We start from the raw sequence: 16,388 nt of genomic DNA on the forward strand, positions 1-16,388 counted from the left end.
GCCCCCCCAAGCCCCTGGAAGGTGTGCCATGAAGCTGGTCGATCCCGATGCGCCGTTCTTTCGCCCGCTGTGGGTGCGGGTGATCTGCGTGATCCTGCCGCTGATCTGGGCGGGGGTGGAGCTGTGGTCGGGCAGTCCCGCCTGGGCCATGCTGTTCGGGGCCGCGGGGATCTATCTGGGGCTGGCCCTGTTCGTGTGGCGGCGGCCGGAGCCCTGAGGCCCCGGCCACCCGTATCTTAGGCGGTCAGCGCCGGCGCACCCGTCAGCCAGGCGAAGCCGTTCGCCGGCAGGTGCAGCGTGCCGCCCTCCAGCGTGGCGTTGACCGGGCCGCTGAGGCCGGTATCGCCCGCGACCGCCACCGACAGGGGCATGCGCGACAGGTTGAACACCGCCGTCAGCGCCTGCCCGTCATGGTCGCGGCGGAAGGCCAGGATCGGTTCGGGCATGTCCAGGAAGGCGGTCTTGCCGAAGCGCAGCGCATCGGACGCCTTGCGGAAGGCGATCGTGCCGCGATAGGCGGCCAGCACGCTGTCGTTGCTGTTCTGCTGATGCGCCACGGCGCGGACCGCCTGGTCGTCCTTGACCGGCAGCCAGGGCGCCGCGTCCGAGAACCCCGCATGCGGTTCGCCCTGATCCCAGACCATCGGCGTGCGGCAGCCGTCGCGGCCCTTGACCTCGGGCCAGAAGCGCAGGGCGGGGGGGTCGGTCAGCTCCTCATAGACCAGGGTCGTCTCGGTCTGGCCCAGCTCCTCTCCCTGATAGAGGCAGATCGTGCCGGGGAAGGACAGCAGCATCGCCGCCGCCTGCCGTGCCAGCGCCTCGGGGGATTGCGCATGGTCGGCCCAACGGGACACGTGCCGGATCACGTCGTGGTTCGAGAAGGACCAGCAGGAATGGCTGTCGGGGGCATGATCGTGCACGCCCTCGATCGTGTGCCGGAAATGGCGCGCGGTGAAGTCGGGGCTGAGCATCTCGAAGCTGTAGCACATGTGCAGGCGGTCATCGCCCTGGGTGTAATCGCCCATGATGTCGATGGCGGTCTGGCCGCCGTCGCCGACCTCTCCGACCATCATGCGGGCGTCGTATTCGTCGGTCAGCGCGCGCATGCGTTCCAGGAAGGCGATGTTCTCGGGCTGGTTCTTGGAATGGACGTGGCGCTGAAAGCCGTAGGTCTCGGGGCCCTTGTGGTCGGGATTGGGCGGGTTGTCGCGCAGCTTGGCGTCGTGGAAGTAGTAGTTGACCGTGTCCAGCCGGAACCCGTCGACGCCGCGATCCAGCCAGAATCGCATCGTGTCCAGCAGGGCGTCCTGGACCGCGGGGTTCCACATGTTCAGGTCGGGCTGCTCGATCAGGAAGTTGTGCAGGTAGTACTGGCGCCGGCGCGGCTCCCATTCCCATGCCGGCCCGCCGAAGACGGAGGGCCAGTTCGTGGGCGGCGTGCCGTCGGGCTTGGGGTCGGCCCAGACATACCAGTCGGCCTTGGGGTTGGTGCGGTCGCGGCGGCTTTCCTCGAACCAGGGATGCTTGTCGCTGGAATGACTGATGACCTGGTCGATGATGACCTTCAGGCCCAGGGCGTGCGCGCGGGCGACCATGGCGTCGAAATCGGCCATGCTGCCGAACAGCGGGTCGACGCCGGTATAGTCGGACACGTCATAGCCCATGTCCTTCTGCGGCGAGGTGAAGAAGGGCGACAGCCAGATCGCATCCACACCAAGGCCCGCCACATGGTCCAGCCGGCGCGTGATGCCCGGCAGGTCGCCGATGCCGTCGCCGTCACTGTCCTGAAAACTGCGGGGATAGATCTGATAGATCACCGCGTCGCGCCACCATTCCGCCATCATCGATACCTTTCCGGAAAATCCTGTCGTCGCGGATGACTATAGCGGGATCAAAAAGGAGGTGTTAGCGTTAACCAGACGATTGCCCGAATCTGTGATCGGGCTAAGGTGGGCCGCATGGACAAAAGCAAGAATCCTCCGCATGTTAGCCCCGAAGATCAGGCCCTGCTGGCCCAGGGGCGATGTTCGCAACCGTTTTCAATTCTGGGACCGCGCCCGTTCGGCGACGGTCAGTGGCTGACCGTCTATCACCCCGACCTGGCCGCACTGTCGGCCGTGGGGCCCGATGGAGAGACGGATCTACCGCGCGTGGCGGGCGATCTGTTCGCCGGCCCGATCCCGGCCGGTTCGTATCGGCTGAAGGCCCGGTCGGGCGGCGGCGTCGAATGGACCTTCGACGACCCCTATCGGTTCGCGCCCGTGCTGGGCGAGATGGACCTGCACCTGCTGGCCGAAGGCACGCACAAGCGGCTGTGGCAGGTGCTGGGCGCGCATGTGACCACCCATCAGGGCGTCGCAGGGACCCGCTTTGCGGTCTGGGCGCCCAATGCGCGGCGGGTGTCGGTCGTGGGCCAGTTCAACGGGTGGGACGGCCGGCGCCATCCGATGCGCCGCGTGGGCCAGGGGTTCTGGGAGATCTTCCTGCCCGACCTGGGCGAGGGCACCCTCTACAAGTACGAGGTTCTGGACGCCCATGGCGGGGTCATGCTGAAGGCCGACCCGGTGGGTTTCGGCAGCCAGCATCCGCCCGAGAAGGCCAGCGTGGTGCGCGACATCACCGGCTATGGCTGGAAGGACGCCGAATGGATGGCGCGGCGCGCGCGGGCGCAGGATCGCCGCGCCCCCATCAGCATCTATGAGGTCCATCCGGGCAGCTGGCGGCGCAAGTACGACGATGGCGGGCGGCCGCTCTCCTATCAGGAGATGGCGCGCGACCTGGTCGCCTATGCCAAGGACATGGGGTTCACCCATCTGGAGCTGATGCCGGTCAGCGAGTTTCCGTTCGACGGGTCCTGGGGCTATCAGCCGGTGGGCCTCTATGCGCCGACGATCCGCTTCGGTCCGCCGCATGAGTTCCGCGACCTGGTCGATGCGGCGCACCAGGCGGGGCTGGGGGTGCTGCTGGACTGGGTGCCGGGGCATTTCCCGACCGACGCGCATGGCCTGGCCCGCTTCGACGGGACCGAGCTTTACGAACATGCCGACCCGCGCGAGGGGTTCCACCAGGACTGGAACACGCTGATCTACAACTATGGCCGAACCGAGGTGCAGAACTTCCTGACCGCCAATGCGGTCTACTGGCTGGACGAATACCATATCGACGGGCTGCGCGTGGATGCGGTGGCGTCGATGCTGTACCGCGACTATTCCCGCAAGGCCGGCGAATGGGTTCCGAACAAGGATGGCGGCCGCGAGAACTACGAGGCGATCGCCTTCCTTCAGAACATGAACATCGAGGCTTACGGCGAACAGCCCGGCATCATGACCGTGGCCGAGGAGAGCACGTCATTCCCCAAGGTGTCGGCCCCGGTCGATGCGGGGGGGCTGGGCTTTGGCTTCAAGTGGAACATGGGCTGGATGAACGACACCCTGCGTTACATGAGCCGCGATCCGGTCCACCGCCGCTATCACCACGACCTGATGAGCTTCGGGCTGATGTATGCCTTCAGCGAGAACTTCATCCTGCCGATCAGCCATGACGAGGTCGTCCACGGCAAGGGCAGCCTGCTGCACAAGATGCCCGGCGACGAATGGCAGCAGTTCGCGAACCTGCGCGCCTATTACGGCTTCATGTGGGGGCATCCGGGGAAGAAGCTGCTGTTCATGGGCTGCGAGTTCGGCCAGCCCGAGGAGTGGAACCACAACGGAGAGCTGAACTGGCACGCCGCCGGCCAGCCGATGCACCAGGGCGTGCAGGCGCTGGTGCGCGACCTGAACGGCCTTTACCGCGACACCCCCGCCCTGCACGTCAAGGATGCCGAGCCCGAGGGGTTCCAGTGGATCGCGACCGATCCCGCGCAGTCGACCTATTCCTGGATCCGGCGTGGCGATGCGGGCGATCCGCCGGTGGTGGTGGTCTGCAACTTCACCCCCGTGCCGCGCCTCGGTTTCCGCATCGGCGTGCCGCAGGCGGGGCGCTGGCGCGAGGCGGTGAACMCCGATGCCACCGCCTATGGCGGCAGCGGCATGGGCAATCTGGGCGGCGTCGTGGCGGACGGGGAACCGCAGGACGGTCAGCCGGCTTCGATGGCTGTGACCCTGCCGCCCCTGTCCGTGGTGATCTTCGTGGCGGCAGGCTGAAATCATGAGGGAGGAGAGGACCATGGTGGAAACGCAACGGCTGACGCGCCGGGCGATGGCATTCGTGCTGGCGGGGGGCCGGGGCAGTCGCCTGAAGGAACTGACCGACCGGCGCGTCAAGCCCGCCGTCTATTTCGGCGGCAAGACCCGCATCATCGACTTTGCCCTGTCGAACGCGATGAATTCCGGCATCCGCAAGATCGCCATCGCCACGCAGTACAAGGCCCACAGCCTGATCCGGCATTGCCAGCGCGGCTGGAACTTCTTCCGGGCCGAACGCAACGAGTTCCTGGACATCCTGCCCGCCAGCCAGCGCACGTCCGAGGACCATTGGTACCGCGGCACGGCCGATGCGGTCACCCAGAACATCGACATCGTGGACGATTACGACGTCGATTACATCGTCATCCTGGCGGGCGACCACATCTACAAGATGGACTACGAGATCATGCTGCGCGAGCATGTCGAAAGCGGCGCGGACGTCACCGTGGGCTGCCTGACCGTGCCCCGGATGGAGGCCACGGCCTTTGGCGTGATGGACGTGGACGCCACGGGTCGGATCGTGTCCTTCCTGGAGAAGCCCGCCGATCCGCCCGCCATGCCGGGCGAGCCGGACAAGGCGCTGGCCTCGATGGGCATCTATGTCTTCAACTGGGCCTTCCTGCGCGACCTGCTGCTGCGCGATGCGCAGGACCCCAATTCCAGCCACGATTTCGGCACCGACCTGATCCCAGACATCGTCAAGAACGGCAAGGCGATGGCGCATCGGTTCGACACGTCCTGCGTGCGCGAGGCGCATGCGCCAGCCTATTGGAAGGACGTGGGCACGGTCGACGCCTTCTGGCAGGCCAACATCGCGCTGACCGACTTTACCCCGGACCTGAACCTGTGGGACCGCGACTGGCCGATCTGGACCTATTCCGAAAGCGTGCCGCCCGCCAAGTTCATCCATGACGAGACCGACCGCCGCGGCCTTGCCGTGTCGTCGATGGTGTCCGGGGGCTGCATCATCTCGGGGACCGAGGTGCGCAATTCGCTGCTGTTCACCGAGGTGCACACGAACAGCTATGCAGTCCTGGATCACGCTGTGGTGCTGCCCTACGTGACGGTGAACCGCCATGCCCGGCTGCGCAACGTCGTGATCGACAGCCGCGTGGTCATCCCCGAGGGCCTGATCGTCGGAGAGGACCCCGATGCCGATGCCCGATGGTTCCGCGTCAGCGAGGGCGGCGTGACCCTGATCACCCAGGACATGCTGGACCGAAGGGCGGCATCCCTGTGATGCGGGTGCTGTCGGTCGCCTCCGAGATCGCCCCCCTGGTCAAGACCGGGGGGCTTGCCGACGTCACGGGCGCGCTGCCCGCCGCCCTGGCGGGCGTGGGCGTCCACATGCGCAGCCTGGTCCCCGGCTATCCCGCAGTGATGGCCGCACTGCAGGAAGCCGAGGCCGTCCATGCCTTCGACGACCTGTTCGGCGGGCCCGCGGTCCTGCTGCAGGGGCGGGGCGCGGGGCTGGACCTGTTGGTGATCGACGCACCCCATCTGTATGGCCGCCCCGGCAACCCCTATCTGGGCCCCGACGGGCGCGACTGGCCGGATAACCCGGAACGCTTTGCCGCGCTGTCCTGGGTGGGCGCGCATGTCGCGGCCCATGGCGCGGCCGGATGGCGCCCCCAGGTGCTGCACGGTCACGACTGGCAGGCGGGCTTCATGACCGAATACCTGCCGCGCATGGGCGGGGCCGATGTGCGGACGGTGCTGACCATCCACAACATCGCCTTCACCGGGTCGACCGATCCGGGGCGGCTGCATTCGCTGCGCCTGGACCCCGCGCGGTTCTACAGCGAGGGGTACGAGTTCTGGGGCGGCATCTCGGCGCTGAAGGCAGGGCTGATGGGCGCGGACGCGCTGACCACCGTGTCGCCCAGCTATGCGGACGAATTGATGACGCCGGAATTCGGCATGGGCCTGGACGGGGTCATGCGCCACCGGCAGGCCGCCCTGACCGGCATCCTGAACGGCATCGACGAACAGGCCTGGGACCCCGCGACCGACCCGGCCATCGTTCCTTTCGCCGACCCGGCGGGCAAGGCCGCCGCCAAGGCCGCGTTGCAGGCGGAGCTGGGCCTGCCGCAGGCGGAGGGGCCGCTTTGCGTGATCGTGTCGCGGATGACCCATCAGAAAGGACTGGACCTGGTGCTGGAGACGCTGCCCGCGCTGATGGCGGCGGGCGGTCAGCTGGCGGTCCTGGGGTCGGGCGATCCGGGCCTGGAACAGGCGTTCCGGCAGGCGGCGGCGGACCCGAACGTGGCCGTGCGCATCGGTTATGACGAGGCGTTCTCTCATCGGCTGATTGCCGGGGGGGACGCGATCCTGGTGCCGTCGCGGTTCGAACCCTGCGGGCTGACGCAGATGTACGGACTGCGCTATGGCACCATCCCGGTCGTCGCGCTGACCGGCGGGCTGGCCGACACGGTCATCAACGCCTCGCCCGCGGGGCTGGCGCGCGGCGTGGCCACGGGCATCCAGTTCGCGCCCGTCACGGCGGTGGCGCTGCGCGGGGCGCTGATGCGGCTGGCGACCCTTTACGCGGACCGGGATACCTGGTCCCGGATGCAGGCCAACGCCATGGCCCATCCCGTCGGGTGGGGGCAGTCGGCCCGTGCCTATGCCGATCTCTATGCAAGGCTGACCCATCCGTCATGACCCAGACCATCGCGATGACCGCAGGGCGCCCCACGCCCCTGGGTGCGACCTTCGACGGCGCGGGGGTGAACTTTGCGGTGTTCTCTCAGCATGCCGAACGCGCCGTGCTGTGCCTGTTTGACGAACGCAACCGAGAGACGCGGGTCGATCTGCCCGAACGCGAGGGCCATGTCTGGCACGGCCATGTCGAGGGGCTGCGCCCCGGCCAGAAATACGGCTTTCGGATGCACGGCCCCTATCGCCCCCACGAAGGGCATCGCTTCAACGCGCGCAAGCTGTTGATAGACCCCTATGCCAAGCGGCTGACGGGACGGCCCGCCGCGCATGACGCGTTGATGGGATACCGGGTCGGGCATCACGATGCCGACCTGTCCTTCGACCGCCGCGACAGTGCGCAGCACATGCCGAAGTCGGTGGTCGTGGACCCCAGCTTCGCCTGGGGCGACGACCGTGCCCTGCACCGGCCCCTGTCGGAGACGGTGATCTATGAGGCGCATGTCAAGGGACTGACCGCGGGGCGCACCGATATCGGGCATCGCGGCAGCTATCTGGCGATGGCGTCCGAGCCCGTCCTGGATCACCTGACGCGGCTTGGCGTCACCGCGATCGAGCTGCTGCCCGTCCATGCCTTTGCCGACGACCGCTTTCTGACTGACAGGAAGCTGACGAATTTCTGGGGCTACATGTCCTATGGGTTCTTCGCGCCGGAACCGCGCTACATGCAGACGGGCGACATCGCCGAGTTCCAGCAGATGGTCGCACGGTTCCACAAGGCCGGGATCGAGGTGATCCTGGACGTCGTCTACAACCACACTGCCGAAGGGAACGAACTGGGCCCGACCCTGTCGTTCCGCGGGCTGGACAACGCGTCCTATTACCGCCTGGCCGAGGATCGGCGGTTCTATGTCAACGATGCGGGCACCGGCAACGTGCTGAACCTGGACAGCCCCTTCACGCTGCGGCTGGTAATGGATTCGCTGCGATACTGGGTGCAGGTGATGCATGTGGACGGGTTCCGCTTTGACTTGGCATCCGTGCTGGGGCGCACGCGCGGCGTGTTCGACCGCGACGCGCCGCTGTTCCGTGCCATCCGCCAGGACCCGGTCCTGAACCGCGTCAAGCTGATCGCAGAACCTTGGGACATCGGGCCGGGCGGATACCAGCTGGGCGCCTATCCTGCGCCCTTCGCGGAATGGAACGACCGCTATCGCGACCAGATCCGCGGGTTCTGGCGGGGCGATCCGGGCCTGATCGGCAAGCTGGCCAAGCGGGTGGCGGGATCGGCCGCGCGGTTCGACCATGACGGTCGCCCCGCGACCAGTTCGGTGAATTTCGTGGCCGCCCATGACGGCTTCACGCTGATGGACACGGTCAGCTTCAACGACAAGCACAACGAGGCCAACGGCGAGGAGAACCGCGACGGCCACAACCACAACCTGTCCGACAACATGGGCGCCGAAGGCCCGACCGACGATCCCGCGATCACCGCCGCGCGCGACCGCCGCCGCCGCAACCTGATCGCCACGCTGATGCTGTCCCAAGGCACGCCCATGCTGCTGGCCGGCGACGAGCTGGGAAACAGCCAGGGCGGCAACAACAACGCCTATGCCCAGGACAACCCGACGGGCTGGGTCGACTGGGACGGCGCGGACCCGGCCTTCCTGGACTTCGTGCGCCGCGTCATCGCGTTCCGGCGCGCGCATCCGATCCTGCGGCAGAAGCGGTTCCTGCACAGCCAGCCGCGCGAACAGGACGGTCTGCCCGACCTGTTCTGGCGCCGGGCCGATGGCGCGCCGATGACGCCCGACGACTGGAACGACCCCGACCGCCGCCTGCTGGCGGCCGAGATGCGCATGGCATCCGGCACGCCCGCCTATGCGGCCCTGCCGGGAGCGGTCTTCCTGGTCTTCAACAACGGCCCCGAGGCGCAGGTCCGCCTGCCCGACGCGCCCGATGGCCGCTGGCGCCGCCGCCTGGACAGCGCGCGGGACGACGACCCGGACCTGCCTGCCCAGGACCTTGAACCCATCGCCGCCGACAGCGTCGCGGCCTTCGTGCTGACCACCCCGAGCGTATCATGACCCAAGCCCCTTCGATCTTCGACATGCGCCTCGCGCGCAGCGCGCCCGACCTGTGGCCCATGCTGGAACGCCTGTACGGCGATCGCCCCGATTACGACGCCTTCTGCGCCGAGCTGGAGGCCGCGCTGCGCGAGGGCTGGGCCGCGCGTCCCGCCGACCTGAAGCGCCTGGACCTGATGCGCGACCTGGAACCCGACTGGTTCCAGCGGTCTGGCATGGCGGGCTATGTCTTCTACATCGACCGCTTTGCGGGGACGCTGTCGGGGGTGCATGGCCGGCTGGATTACCTGCGCGATCTGGGCATCAGCTATGTCCACCTGATGCCCTGCCTGATGCCGCGGCCGGGCGACAGCGATGGCGGCTATTCGGTGATGGACTATCGCCAGATCAACCCGGCCTTCGGGCGCATGGCCGACCTGACGCGGCTGGCGGGCAGCCTGCGCGAACGGGGCATGTCGCTGTGTGTGGATCTGGTGCTGAACCACACCGCGCAGGAACACGAATGGGCGCGGCGCGCGGCGGCGGGTGATCCCGACTATCAGGACATGTACCTGATGTTCGACGACGACACGCTGCCCCGCGCCTATGAGGCGTCGCTGATCGAGATCTTTCCCGAGACCGCGCCGGGCAGCTTCACCCATCACCCCGAATTCGGCAAATGGGTCTGGACCACGTTCAACGCCCATCAATGGGACCTGAACTGGGCCAACCCGCGGGTGTTCCTGGAGATTGTGCAGATCATGCTGAACCTGGCCAACAAGGGCGTCGATGTTCTGCGCCTGGACGCGGTGGCCTTCATGTGGAAGCGCATGGGCACCACCTGCCAGTCCCAGCCCGAAGTCCATCTGATCCTGCGCGCCTTGCGCGCCTGCACCCGGATCGCGGCCAGCGCGGTGATCCATCTGGAGGAGGCCATCGTCGGCCCGGCCGAGATGCTGACCTATTTCGGGCGCGGCGAACATGACGGGCGCGAGGGGAACCTCTGCTATCACAACAGCCTGATGGTCCAGTACTGGTCAGCCTTGGCCACGCGCGACACGCGGCTGATGACACATGTGCTGCGCACGCATTTCCCGCGCGTGCTGACGAACGCGACCTATGCAACGTACATCCGCTGTCATGACGACATCGGATGGGCGATCACGGACGAGGACGCGGGCGCCCTGGGCCTGTCGGGGGCGGCGCATCGCGCCTTCCTGTCGGATTTCTATGATGGCAGCTATCCGGGCAGCTTCGCCCGCGGCGTGCTGTTCCAGCAGAACCCCGAGACGGGCGACAAGCGCATTGCCGGCAGCTTTGCCGCACTGGCGGGGCTGGAGGCCGGTCTGGCCGCGGGCGATCCGCTGGCGGTCGACCGGGCCGTGGACCGTATCCTGCTGGGCCATGCGCTGATCGCTTCCTTTGGCGGCATCCCCCTGATCTACATGGGGGACGAACTGGCGATGGTGAACGACCACGGCTATCTGGACGTGCCCGAGCATGCGCATGACAGCCGCTGGATCAACCGCCCCGCCATGGACTGGGACCGCGCCGCCCGCGCAAGCGCCGACCCCGCCACGCCCGAGGGCCGCGTCCTGCACGGCACCCGCGCCATCCTGGCCGCGCGCCGGTCCTGTGACCGCCTGCATGGCGGGCATCCGACCGAAATTCTGGACTGCGGCAACGCCGCGCTGCTGGCATTCGCACGCCGCGCGCCCCAGGGCGGCATTCTGTGTCTTTTCAACTTCACGGAAAGCTGGCAACAGGTCAGCGGCGACTGGTTGCGCTTTCAAGGCGTGACGGACATGCGCGACATTCTGTCGGACGCGACGGTGACGCTGCATGACGACATGCTGGCATTGCCACCCTATGGCCGCGTCTGGTTGTCCTGATTTTTCCCTGCGCAAGAGGCGGAATGTGACCCAATCCCTGTCGGCACAGGATCTGCGCGATCAGATCCTGCATCACCTGACCCACACCCAGGGCCGCGGCCCGGAATTCGCAACCGTTTTCGATTGGCGCCTTGCCGTCAGCTATACGGTGCGCGACCTGATGGTCGGCCCCTGGGTCGGCGCCATCCGTGCCGCCCGCGATCAGGGCGCCAAGCGGGTCTATTACCTGTCGATGGAATTTCTGATCGGCCGCATCCTGGGCGATGCGATCATCAACCTGAACCTGGAGCCCGCCATGGGCGAGGCGCTGACCCTGCTGGGTCTGGACGAGCAGGTGATCCTGGACGACGAACCCGACGCGGCCCTAGGCAACGGCGGGTTGGGGCGTCTGGCGGCGTGTTTCATGGAATCGCTGTCGTCGCTGTCCTGCCCGGCCTTCGGCTATGGCATCCGCTATGAGCACGGCCTGTTCCGCCAGCGCTTCGAGGGCGGCCAGCAGGTCGAGACCCCCGAGGATTGGCTGAACCAGCCGCATCCGTGGGAATTCGTGCGCATCAACTACAGCTACGAGATCGGGTTCAAGGGTCATGTCGACACGGTCGACGGCCATGCCGTCTGGCATCCGGGCGAAAGCGTCGTGGCGCGTGCCTATGACACGCCGGTCATCGGCTGGGGCGGGGACTGGGCCAACACGCTGCGGCTGTGGGGGGCGCATCCGACGACGCTGCTGGACCTCAAGCGCTTCAACGCGGGCGATCACACGGCCGCGGCCGAACCCGAGGCGCTGGCCCGCACGCTGTCGCGCGTTCTTTATCCCGACGACACCACGGAGTCAGGCAAGGAATTGCGCCTGAAGCAGGAATATTTCCTGACCTCGGCCGCGTTGCAGGACATCCTGGCGCGGTTCCTGGCCGAACATGGCGACCTGGAGATCCTGCCGGACAAGGTCGCGATCCAGCTGAACGACACCCATCCCGCCATCGCGGGGCCCGAGCTGATCCGCCTGCTGATGGACGTGCATGGCCTGGCCTTCGACCGCGCGCAGGACCTGGCGCGGCGGACGCTGAACTATACCAACCACACCCTGCTGCCCGAGGCGTTGGAGCGGTGGTCCACCTGGCTGATGGGTCGCGTGCTGCCCCGGCACATGCAGATCATCCAGATGATCGACGAGGATCACCGCAAGACCACCAACCGCCCCGCCCATATCGGCATCGTGCATGGCGACCAGGTCCACATGGGAGAGCTGGCCTTCATCATGGCGGGCCGCGTGAACGGCGTGTCCGCGCTGCACACCGATCTGGTCAAGGACACGGTCTTTGCCGACCTGCACAAGCTGCATCCCGACCGGATCGTGAACCAGACCAACGGCGTAACGCCGCGCCGCTGGCTGCGCATGTCGAACCCGGCGCTGACGCGGCTTCTGGACGACACCATCGGCACCGGCTGGACCAAGGACCTGGACCAGCTGGCGGGACTTGAGACCCATGCCGGCGACGCCACCTTCCTGGAACATCTGCGGGGCGCCAAGCGCGCCAACAAGGTCGCCCTGTCCGACGGGTTGCTGGCAGGGCTGGGCGTCAAGGCCGACCCGGACGCGATCTTCGACGTCCAGATCAAGCGCATCCATGAATACAAGCGCCAGCTGCTGAACGTGCTGGAGGCGATCGCCCTGTGGAAGCGCATCCATGACAGCCCGAACGGCGACTGGACGCCCCGCGTCAAGATCTTCGGCGGAAAGGCGGCGCCGGGATACTGGCTGGCGAAGTCGGTGATCCACCTGATCAACGACGTGGCCGCCAAGATCAACAACGACCCGGTCACGGCAAAGTACCTGCAGATCGCCTATCCGCCGAACTACAACGTCTCGATGGCCGAGGACCTGATACCCGCCGCCGATCTGTCCGAACAGATCAGCACCGCGGGCAAGGAGGCGTCGGGCACCGGCAACATGAAGTTCACCATGAACGGCGCGCTGACCATCGGCACGCTGGACGGCGCCAACGTCGAGATCCGCGAGCATGTGGGCCCCGAGAACTTCTTCCTGTTCGGCCTGACCGCCGAGGAGGCCGCGGCGGAAAAGGCCCGCCCCGGCCATGCCCGCGCCGCGATCGAGGCGTCCGAGGACATGAAGATCGCCCTGCAGCTGATCGCCGAAGGTCAGTTCGGCCGGGCCGACAGCTATTACACGCTGCTGGACCGGACCTGGAACGACGACCCGTTCCTGGTCGCGTCCGATTTCGACAGCTATTTCGCGACGCAGCGGGCGGTGGACCGGGCCTATGCCGATCATGCGGCCTGGGACCGGATGGCGGCCCTGAACATCGCGCGGTCTGGGTTCTTCTCGTCCGACCGGACGATCCGGGGATACATGCGCGACATCTGGCACGCGGTGCCGGTCGTGCCCGCATGATGCCAAAGGCCCCCGTCACCGGGGGCCTTTTTCCTGTCAGGCGCGGAAGCGCTGTGCCGATGGCAGGTACTGCATCAGCAGCCAATATGTGACCCCCGCCGGGATCAGGCTGGCATACCAGCTGATGCCCGAAAAGATCAGCGCGACGATGACGCCCACCACGGTCGCGATGACCGCCGCCGGGTTCCAGCCGCGATAGGGGCCGTCGGCATCGTAATGGTGGTCAAGGTTCAGGGTCTGACGGCGGATCACGAAATAGTCGACCACCAGGATCGCGAAGATCGGCCCCAGGAAGGCGCTGTAGGTCTGGATGAACAGGCCCAGCCCCGCCGCGGATTCGTCGCGCACCAGCAGCCAGGGGAAGGTTGCGAAGGCCAGAAGGCCCACGATGACGGCGGCCGATTTGAACGACAGCTTGAACACGTCCATCATCGCATAGGCGGGCGGCACCACGTTGTTCAGGATGTTGGTCGTCACCTGCGCAAAGGCGATGAACAGCAGCGTCACCACCAGCAGGATCGGGTTGTCCACCGCGCTGGAGAAGACCTTGATCGGGTCGACCTCTCCGGTGGCCGAGGACACCATCAGGCCGATCATCCCCATGAACAGCGTCGCGGGCAGGATCGAGTTGGCATAGATCACCACCTGCCGCACCGATCCCACGCGGTGCTGCAATTCGCGCGAATAGTCCGACACGTTCAGCATCATCGTGGAATAGACGCCCAGGAACAGCATCGTGGCCCCCCAGAACGGCGCGCCCCAGGTGCCTTCGGCCTGGATCAGGTTGGTGCTGATCTGGTCGCCATACTGCCCGATCACGCTGAAGAACATGTAGATCAGCGCGCCGATGATGAACACGGCGCCGATGTTCTCCAGCCACTTGATGCCGTGGAAACCCAGCACCGACAGGGCGATCTGCAGGAACTGGAAGCCTATGAAGAACACCCAGATGTTGGAGTAGCCGAACATCGTTTCGGAGACGAGGTTCAGGGCGCCGGCGCCGATCCAGCTTTGAAAGCCGTACCAGACGATCGCCGGGACCGATCGCACCAGCGCGGGCAGCCGCGTCCCGGCAAAGCCGAAGGACGACCGGGCCTGCACCATGAAGGGGATGCCGTACTTGTGGCCCGCGCGCCCGTTGATCATCAGCGCAAGGCCGATGACCGTGCAGCCGATGGCGATGGCCACGACGGTCTGGATCAGGTTCAGCGTGCCCACCAGCCCCGATCCGACGGTGAAGGTGCCGATGCTGACGCAGCCGCCCAGCCAGGCGAACAGGTAGGACCAGGGGTCCATGATGCGGGTGGTCTGCGGGGCAAGGCTCTCCTCGCCCGGTCTTTTGTCGTCTAGGGCATGTGGGGCGTGATCGGCGATCGTTCCGGTATGGGTCATGGGGATACTCCCTGTATGGAGATGGCGGATTTCTTATTTTTGGATCGGGTGCGCATAGGCCCCGATCTTGGAGGTCAGCAGCCCGGCGCCGACCAGCGCCTCGGCGAACTTGGTGGCGACGGTCACGCCGTCGATGACGGGAATTCCCGTCTCGTGGCTCAGCCATTCGGTCAGGTCGGACATGCCGGCGCATCCCAGAACGACGGCTTCGCAACGGTCCTCCTCGATGGCGCGCAGGATTTCGGCACGAACCAGCTGCCGTGCATTCGATCCGGGCTCTTCCAGGGCCAGCACCGGAATTTCCGCCGACCGGACGCGACGGCACTGGTGGTCAAGGCCGTACTTGCGCACCAATTCCTCGATCACCGGGACGGAGCGGGGCAGGGTGGTGACGATGGAGAACGACGTGGCGATCATGCTGGCGGCCTTGATGCCCGCCTCGCAGATGCCCAGCACGGGGCCGGTCGCGACCTCGCGGCAGGCGCCGATGGCGGGATCGTCGAAACAGGCGACCACGATGGCGTCGGCGCCCTCGGCCTGGGCCTGCTGCACCTCGCGCAGCAGGTGGGCGGCGGACATCACCTCGTCGAAATGGCCCTCGATGCTGGCGGGGGCGCCATGGGCGGTGCGGCCCTCGACATCGGTGCCGGGGGCGGCCACCGCGCGGGCCGATGCCAGGATCTTGTCGGTCATCGATGCGGTGGAGTTGGGGTTGATCACGACCAGCTTCATTGGCGTCTCCGTGTTCCTGAGTCGCCCTATTGTTACCAAGAATTGTTAACAATCTATAATCATATTTTTCTGCCGTCTTTCCGGGCGGAACAATGTTGCGAAGGCCCAAGGAAGGTGCAAATTGGAAACCATGGACAAGCCCTTGGAAACACTGATCGTGGACAGCATCCTGGACGCCATCGCCGATCAGCGGCTGCGCGCGGGGACCAAGCTGGGCGAACAGGCGCTGTCGGATATCTTTGCCTGCAACCGCGCCCATGTGCGGCGTGCGCTGTCGATGCTGACCGGCTGGCAGGTCGTGGATCACCTGCCCAATCGCGGCGCCTATGTCGCGACGCCCACCCCGCAGGATGCGCGCGACGTCTTTCAGGCCCGCCGCGCGATCGAGACGACGATCTGCCGCAATGCCGTCCGGCTGGCCGACGCGCAGGACCTGGCCGACCTGCAGGCGCATCTGGCGGCCGAGGATGCGGCCCGCGGGCAGGACAACCGCCCCGCCGCCATCCGCCTGTCGCGCGGGTTTCACATCCTGTTGGCGCGGATCGGGCGCAACCCGGTGCTGACCCGCTATCTGGACGAGTTGACGATGCGGTCGTCGCTGATCATCGGCCTGTACGCCCAGGGCCACGCCACGCTGTGCGCCGAGGATGAGCATGCGAACATCGTCGCGGCCATCGCCGCGCGGGACGAGCGGCGGGCCCTGTCCCTGCTGGATACGCACCTGCGCCATATCGAGGCGGGGATCCGGTTCGACGACGCGTTGCCGGTGACGGGCGCGCTGTCGGCGGCGTTGCGGGGGCGCTAGCGGTCCAGGCCGGTGCGGCGGGCGGCGATCCGTTCCAGTGCCTGAAAGCCTTCGTGGATCAGCACCGCGATGATGCCGACGACCAGCCCGCCCTGCAGGACGAAGGCCGTGTTCGACGACAACAGGCCCGCGATGATCACCTCGCCCAGGGTGCGGGCCGCGACGGTCGAGCCGATCGTGGCCGTGCCAAGCGAGATCACCGCCGTCAGCCGCATTCCCCCCAGGATCACCGGCAGGGCCAACGGC

The 16,388-nt window shown here is 66.8% G+C and carries 11 protein-coding genes and 1 pseudogene; 8 read left to right on the top strand and 4 right to left on the bottom strand.

Features of this window, described 5'->3' with window-relative positions:
* The first annotated feature begins 28 nt into the window (after positions 1-28).
* The gene (locus GBO37_RS07045; protein ID WP_046000653.1) at positions 29-217 is read left to right on the top strand and encodes a hypothetical protein; all 189 of its coding nucleotides are present in this window, start codon (positions 29-31) and stop codon (positions 215-217) included.
* Positions 218-236: 19 nt separating this feature from the next.
* Here GBO37_RS07045 and GBO37_RS07050 read toward each other — a convergent pair whose 3' ends face one another.
* On the bottom strand, positions 237-1,841 hold the full coding sequence (locus GBO37_RS07050; RefSeq protein ID WP_252928128.1) for an alpha-glucosidase: 1,605 nt from the start codon (positions 1,839-1,841) through the stop codon (positions 237-239).
* Between the two features lie 117 nt (positions 1,842-1,958).
* On the opposite strand from GBO37_RS07050, the gene glgB reads away from it, so the two are divergent.
* The 6 genes from glgB to GBO37_RS07080 are packed head-to-tail and all read left to right on the top strand — an operon-like array spanning position 1,959 to position 13,213.
* Complete coding sequence (glgB, locus tag GBO37_RS07055) at positions 1,959-4,142, top strand: 1,4-alpha-glucan branching protein GlgB (protein WP_252928068.1); 2,184 nt, start codon at positions 1,959-1,961, stop codon at positions 4,140-4,142.
* A 22-nt stretch (positions 4,143-4,164) separates the two neighbouring features.
* On the top strand, positions 4,165-5,424 hold the full coding sequence (glgC, locus tag GBO37_RS07060; RefSeq protein WP_045981564.1) for a glucose-1-phosphate adenylyltransferase: 1,260 nt from the start codon (positions 4,165-4,167) through the stop codon (positions 5,422-5,424).
* Positions 5,424-6,848, top strand: coding sequence for a glycogen synthase GlgA (gene glgA / locus GBO37_RS07065; RefSeq protein ID WP_256480166.1), 1,425 nt, complete (start codon positions 5,424-5,426; stop codon positions 6,846-6,848). Before glgC ends, glgA begins: the two co-directional genes overlap by 1 nt.
* Complete coding sequence (gene glgX / locus GBO37_RS07070) at positions 6,845-8,929, top strand: glycogen debranching protein GlgX (protein WP_252928072.1); 2,085 nt, start codon at positions 6,845-6,847, stop codon at positions 8,927-8,929. Before glgA ends, glgX begins: the two co-directional genes overlap by 4 nt.
* A complete protein-coding gene (locus GBO37_RS07075; RefSeq protein WP_252928073.1) occupies positions 8,926-10,800 on the top strand; it encodes an amylosucrase in 1,875 nt (624 codons plus the stop codon). The genes glgX and GBO37_RS07075 overlap by 4 nt, the downstream gene beginning before the upstream one ends.
* Positions 10,778-13,213: a glycogen/starch/alpha-glucan phosphorylase gene (locus tag GBO37_RS07080; RefSeq protein WP_148911157.1), complete on the top strand. Its 2,436-nt coding sequence runs from the start codon at positions 10,778-10,780 to the stop codon at positions 13,211-13,213. The genes GBO37_RS07075 and GBO37_RS07080 overlap by 23 nt, the downstream gene beginning before the upstream one ends.
* Positions 13,214-13,249: 36 nt before the next feature.
* On the opposite strand, the gene GBO37_RS07085 is transcribed toward GBO37_RS07080, so the two are convergent.
* Complete coding sequence (locus GBO37_RS07085) at positions 13,250-14,605, bottom strand: NCS1 family transporter (protein WP_252928075.1); 1,356 nt, start codon at positions 14,603-14,605, stop codon at positions 13,250-13,252.
* A 33-nt stretch (positions 14,606-14,638) separates the two neighbouring features.
* The gene (locus GBO37_RS07090; RefSeq protein ID WP_045981558.1) at positions 14,639-15,337 is read right to left on the bottom strand and encodes an aspartate/glutamate racemase family protein; all 699 of its coding nucleotides are present in this window, start codon (positions 15,335-15,337) and stop codon (positions 14,639-14,641) included.
* Positions 15,338-15,467: 130 nt separating this feature from the next.
* On the opposite strand from GBO37_RS07090, the gene GBO37_RS07095 reads away from it, so the two are divergent.
* Positions 15,468-16,142, top strand: coding sequence for a GntR family transcriptional regulator (locus tag GBO37_RS07095; protein ID WP_252928077.1), 675 nt, complete (start codon positions 15,468-15,470; stop codon positions 16,140-16,142).
* On the opposite strand, the pseudogene GBO37_RS07100 reads toward GBO37_RS07095, so the two are convergent.
* Positions 16,139-16,388: pseudogene (locus GBO37_RS07100) on the bottom strand (ABC transporter permease); the annotation flags it as partial. The gene GBO37_RS07095 and the pseudogene GBO37_RS07100 sit on opposite strands and share 4 nt — an antisense overlap.

Source organism: Paracoccus sp. 08 (assembly GCF_024105395.1).
Taxonomy (GTDB): domain Bacteria; phylum Pseudomonadota; class Alphaproteobacteria; order Rhodobacterales; family Rhodobacteraceae; genus Paracoccus; species Paracoccus marcusii.

Bases quoted from the DNA above. Each gene is read 5' to 3' on its own strand.
- GBO37_RS07045 (WP_046000653.1), top strand. From the start codon at position 29: ATGAAGCTGGTCGATCCCGATGCGCCGTTCTTTCGCCCGCTGTGGGTG.
- GBO37_RS07050 (WP_252928128.1), bottom strand. From the start codon at position 1,841: ATGGCGGAATGGTGGCGCGACGCGGTGATCTATCAGATCTATCCCCGC.
- glgC (WP_045981564.1), top strand. From the start codon at position 4,165: ATGGTGGAAACGCAACGGCTGACGCGCCGGGCGATGGCATTCGTGCTG.
- glgA (WP_256480166.1), top strand. From the start codon at position 5,424: ATGCGGGTGCTGTCGGTCGCCTCCGAGATCGCCCCCCTGGTCAAGACC.
- glgX (WP_252928072.1), top strand. From the start codon at position 6,845: ATGACCCAGACCATCGCGATGACCGCAGGGCGCCCCACGCCCCTGGGT.
- GBO37_RS07075 (WP_252928073.1), top strand. From the start codon at position 8,926: ATGACCCAAGCCCCTTCGATCTTCGACATGCGCCTCGCGCGCAGCGCG.
- GBO37_RS07080 (WP_148911157.1), top strand. From the start codon at position 10,778: ATGGCCGCGTCTGGTTGTCCTGATTTTTCCCTGCGCAAGAGGCGGAAT.
- GBO37_RS07085 (WP_252928075.1), bottom strand. From the start codon at position 14,605: ATGACCCATACCGGAACGATCGCCGATCACGCCCCACATGCCCTAGAC.
- GBO37_RS07090 (WP_045981558.1), bottom strand. From the start codon at position 15,337: ATGAAGCTGGTCGTGATCAACCCCAACTCCACCGCATCGATGACCGAC.
- GBO37_RS07095 (WP_252928077.1), top strand. From the start codon at position 15,468: ATGGACAAGCCCTTGGAAACACTGATCGTGGACAGCATCCTGGACGCC.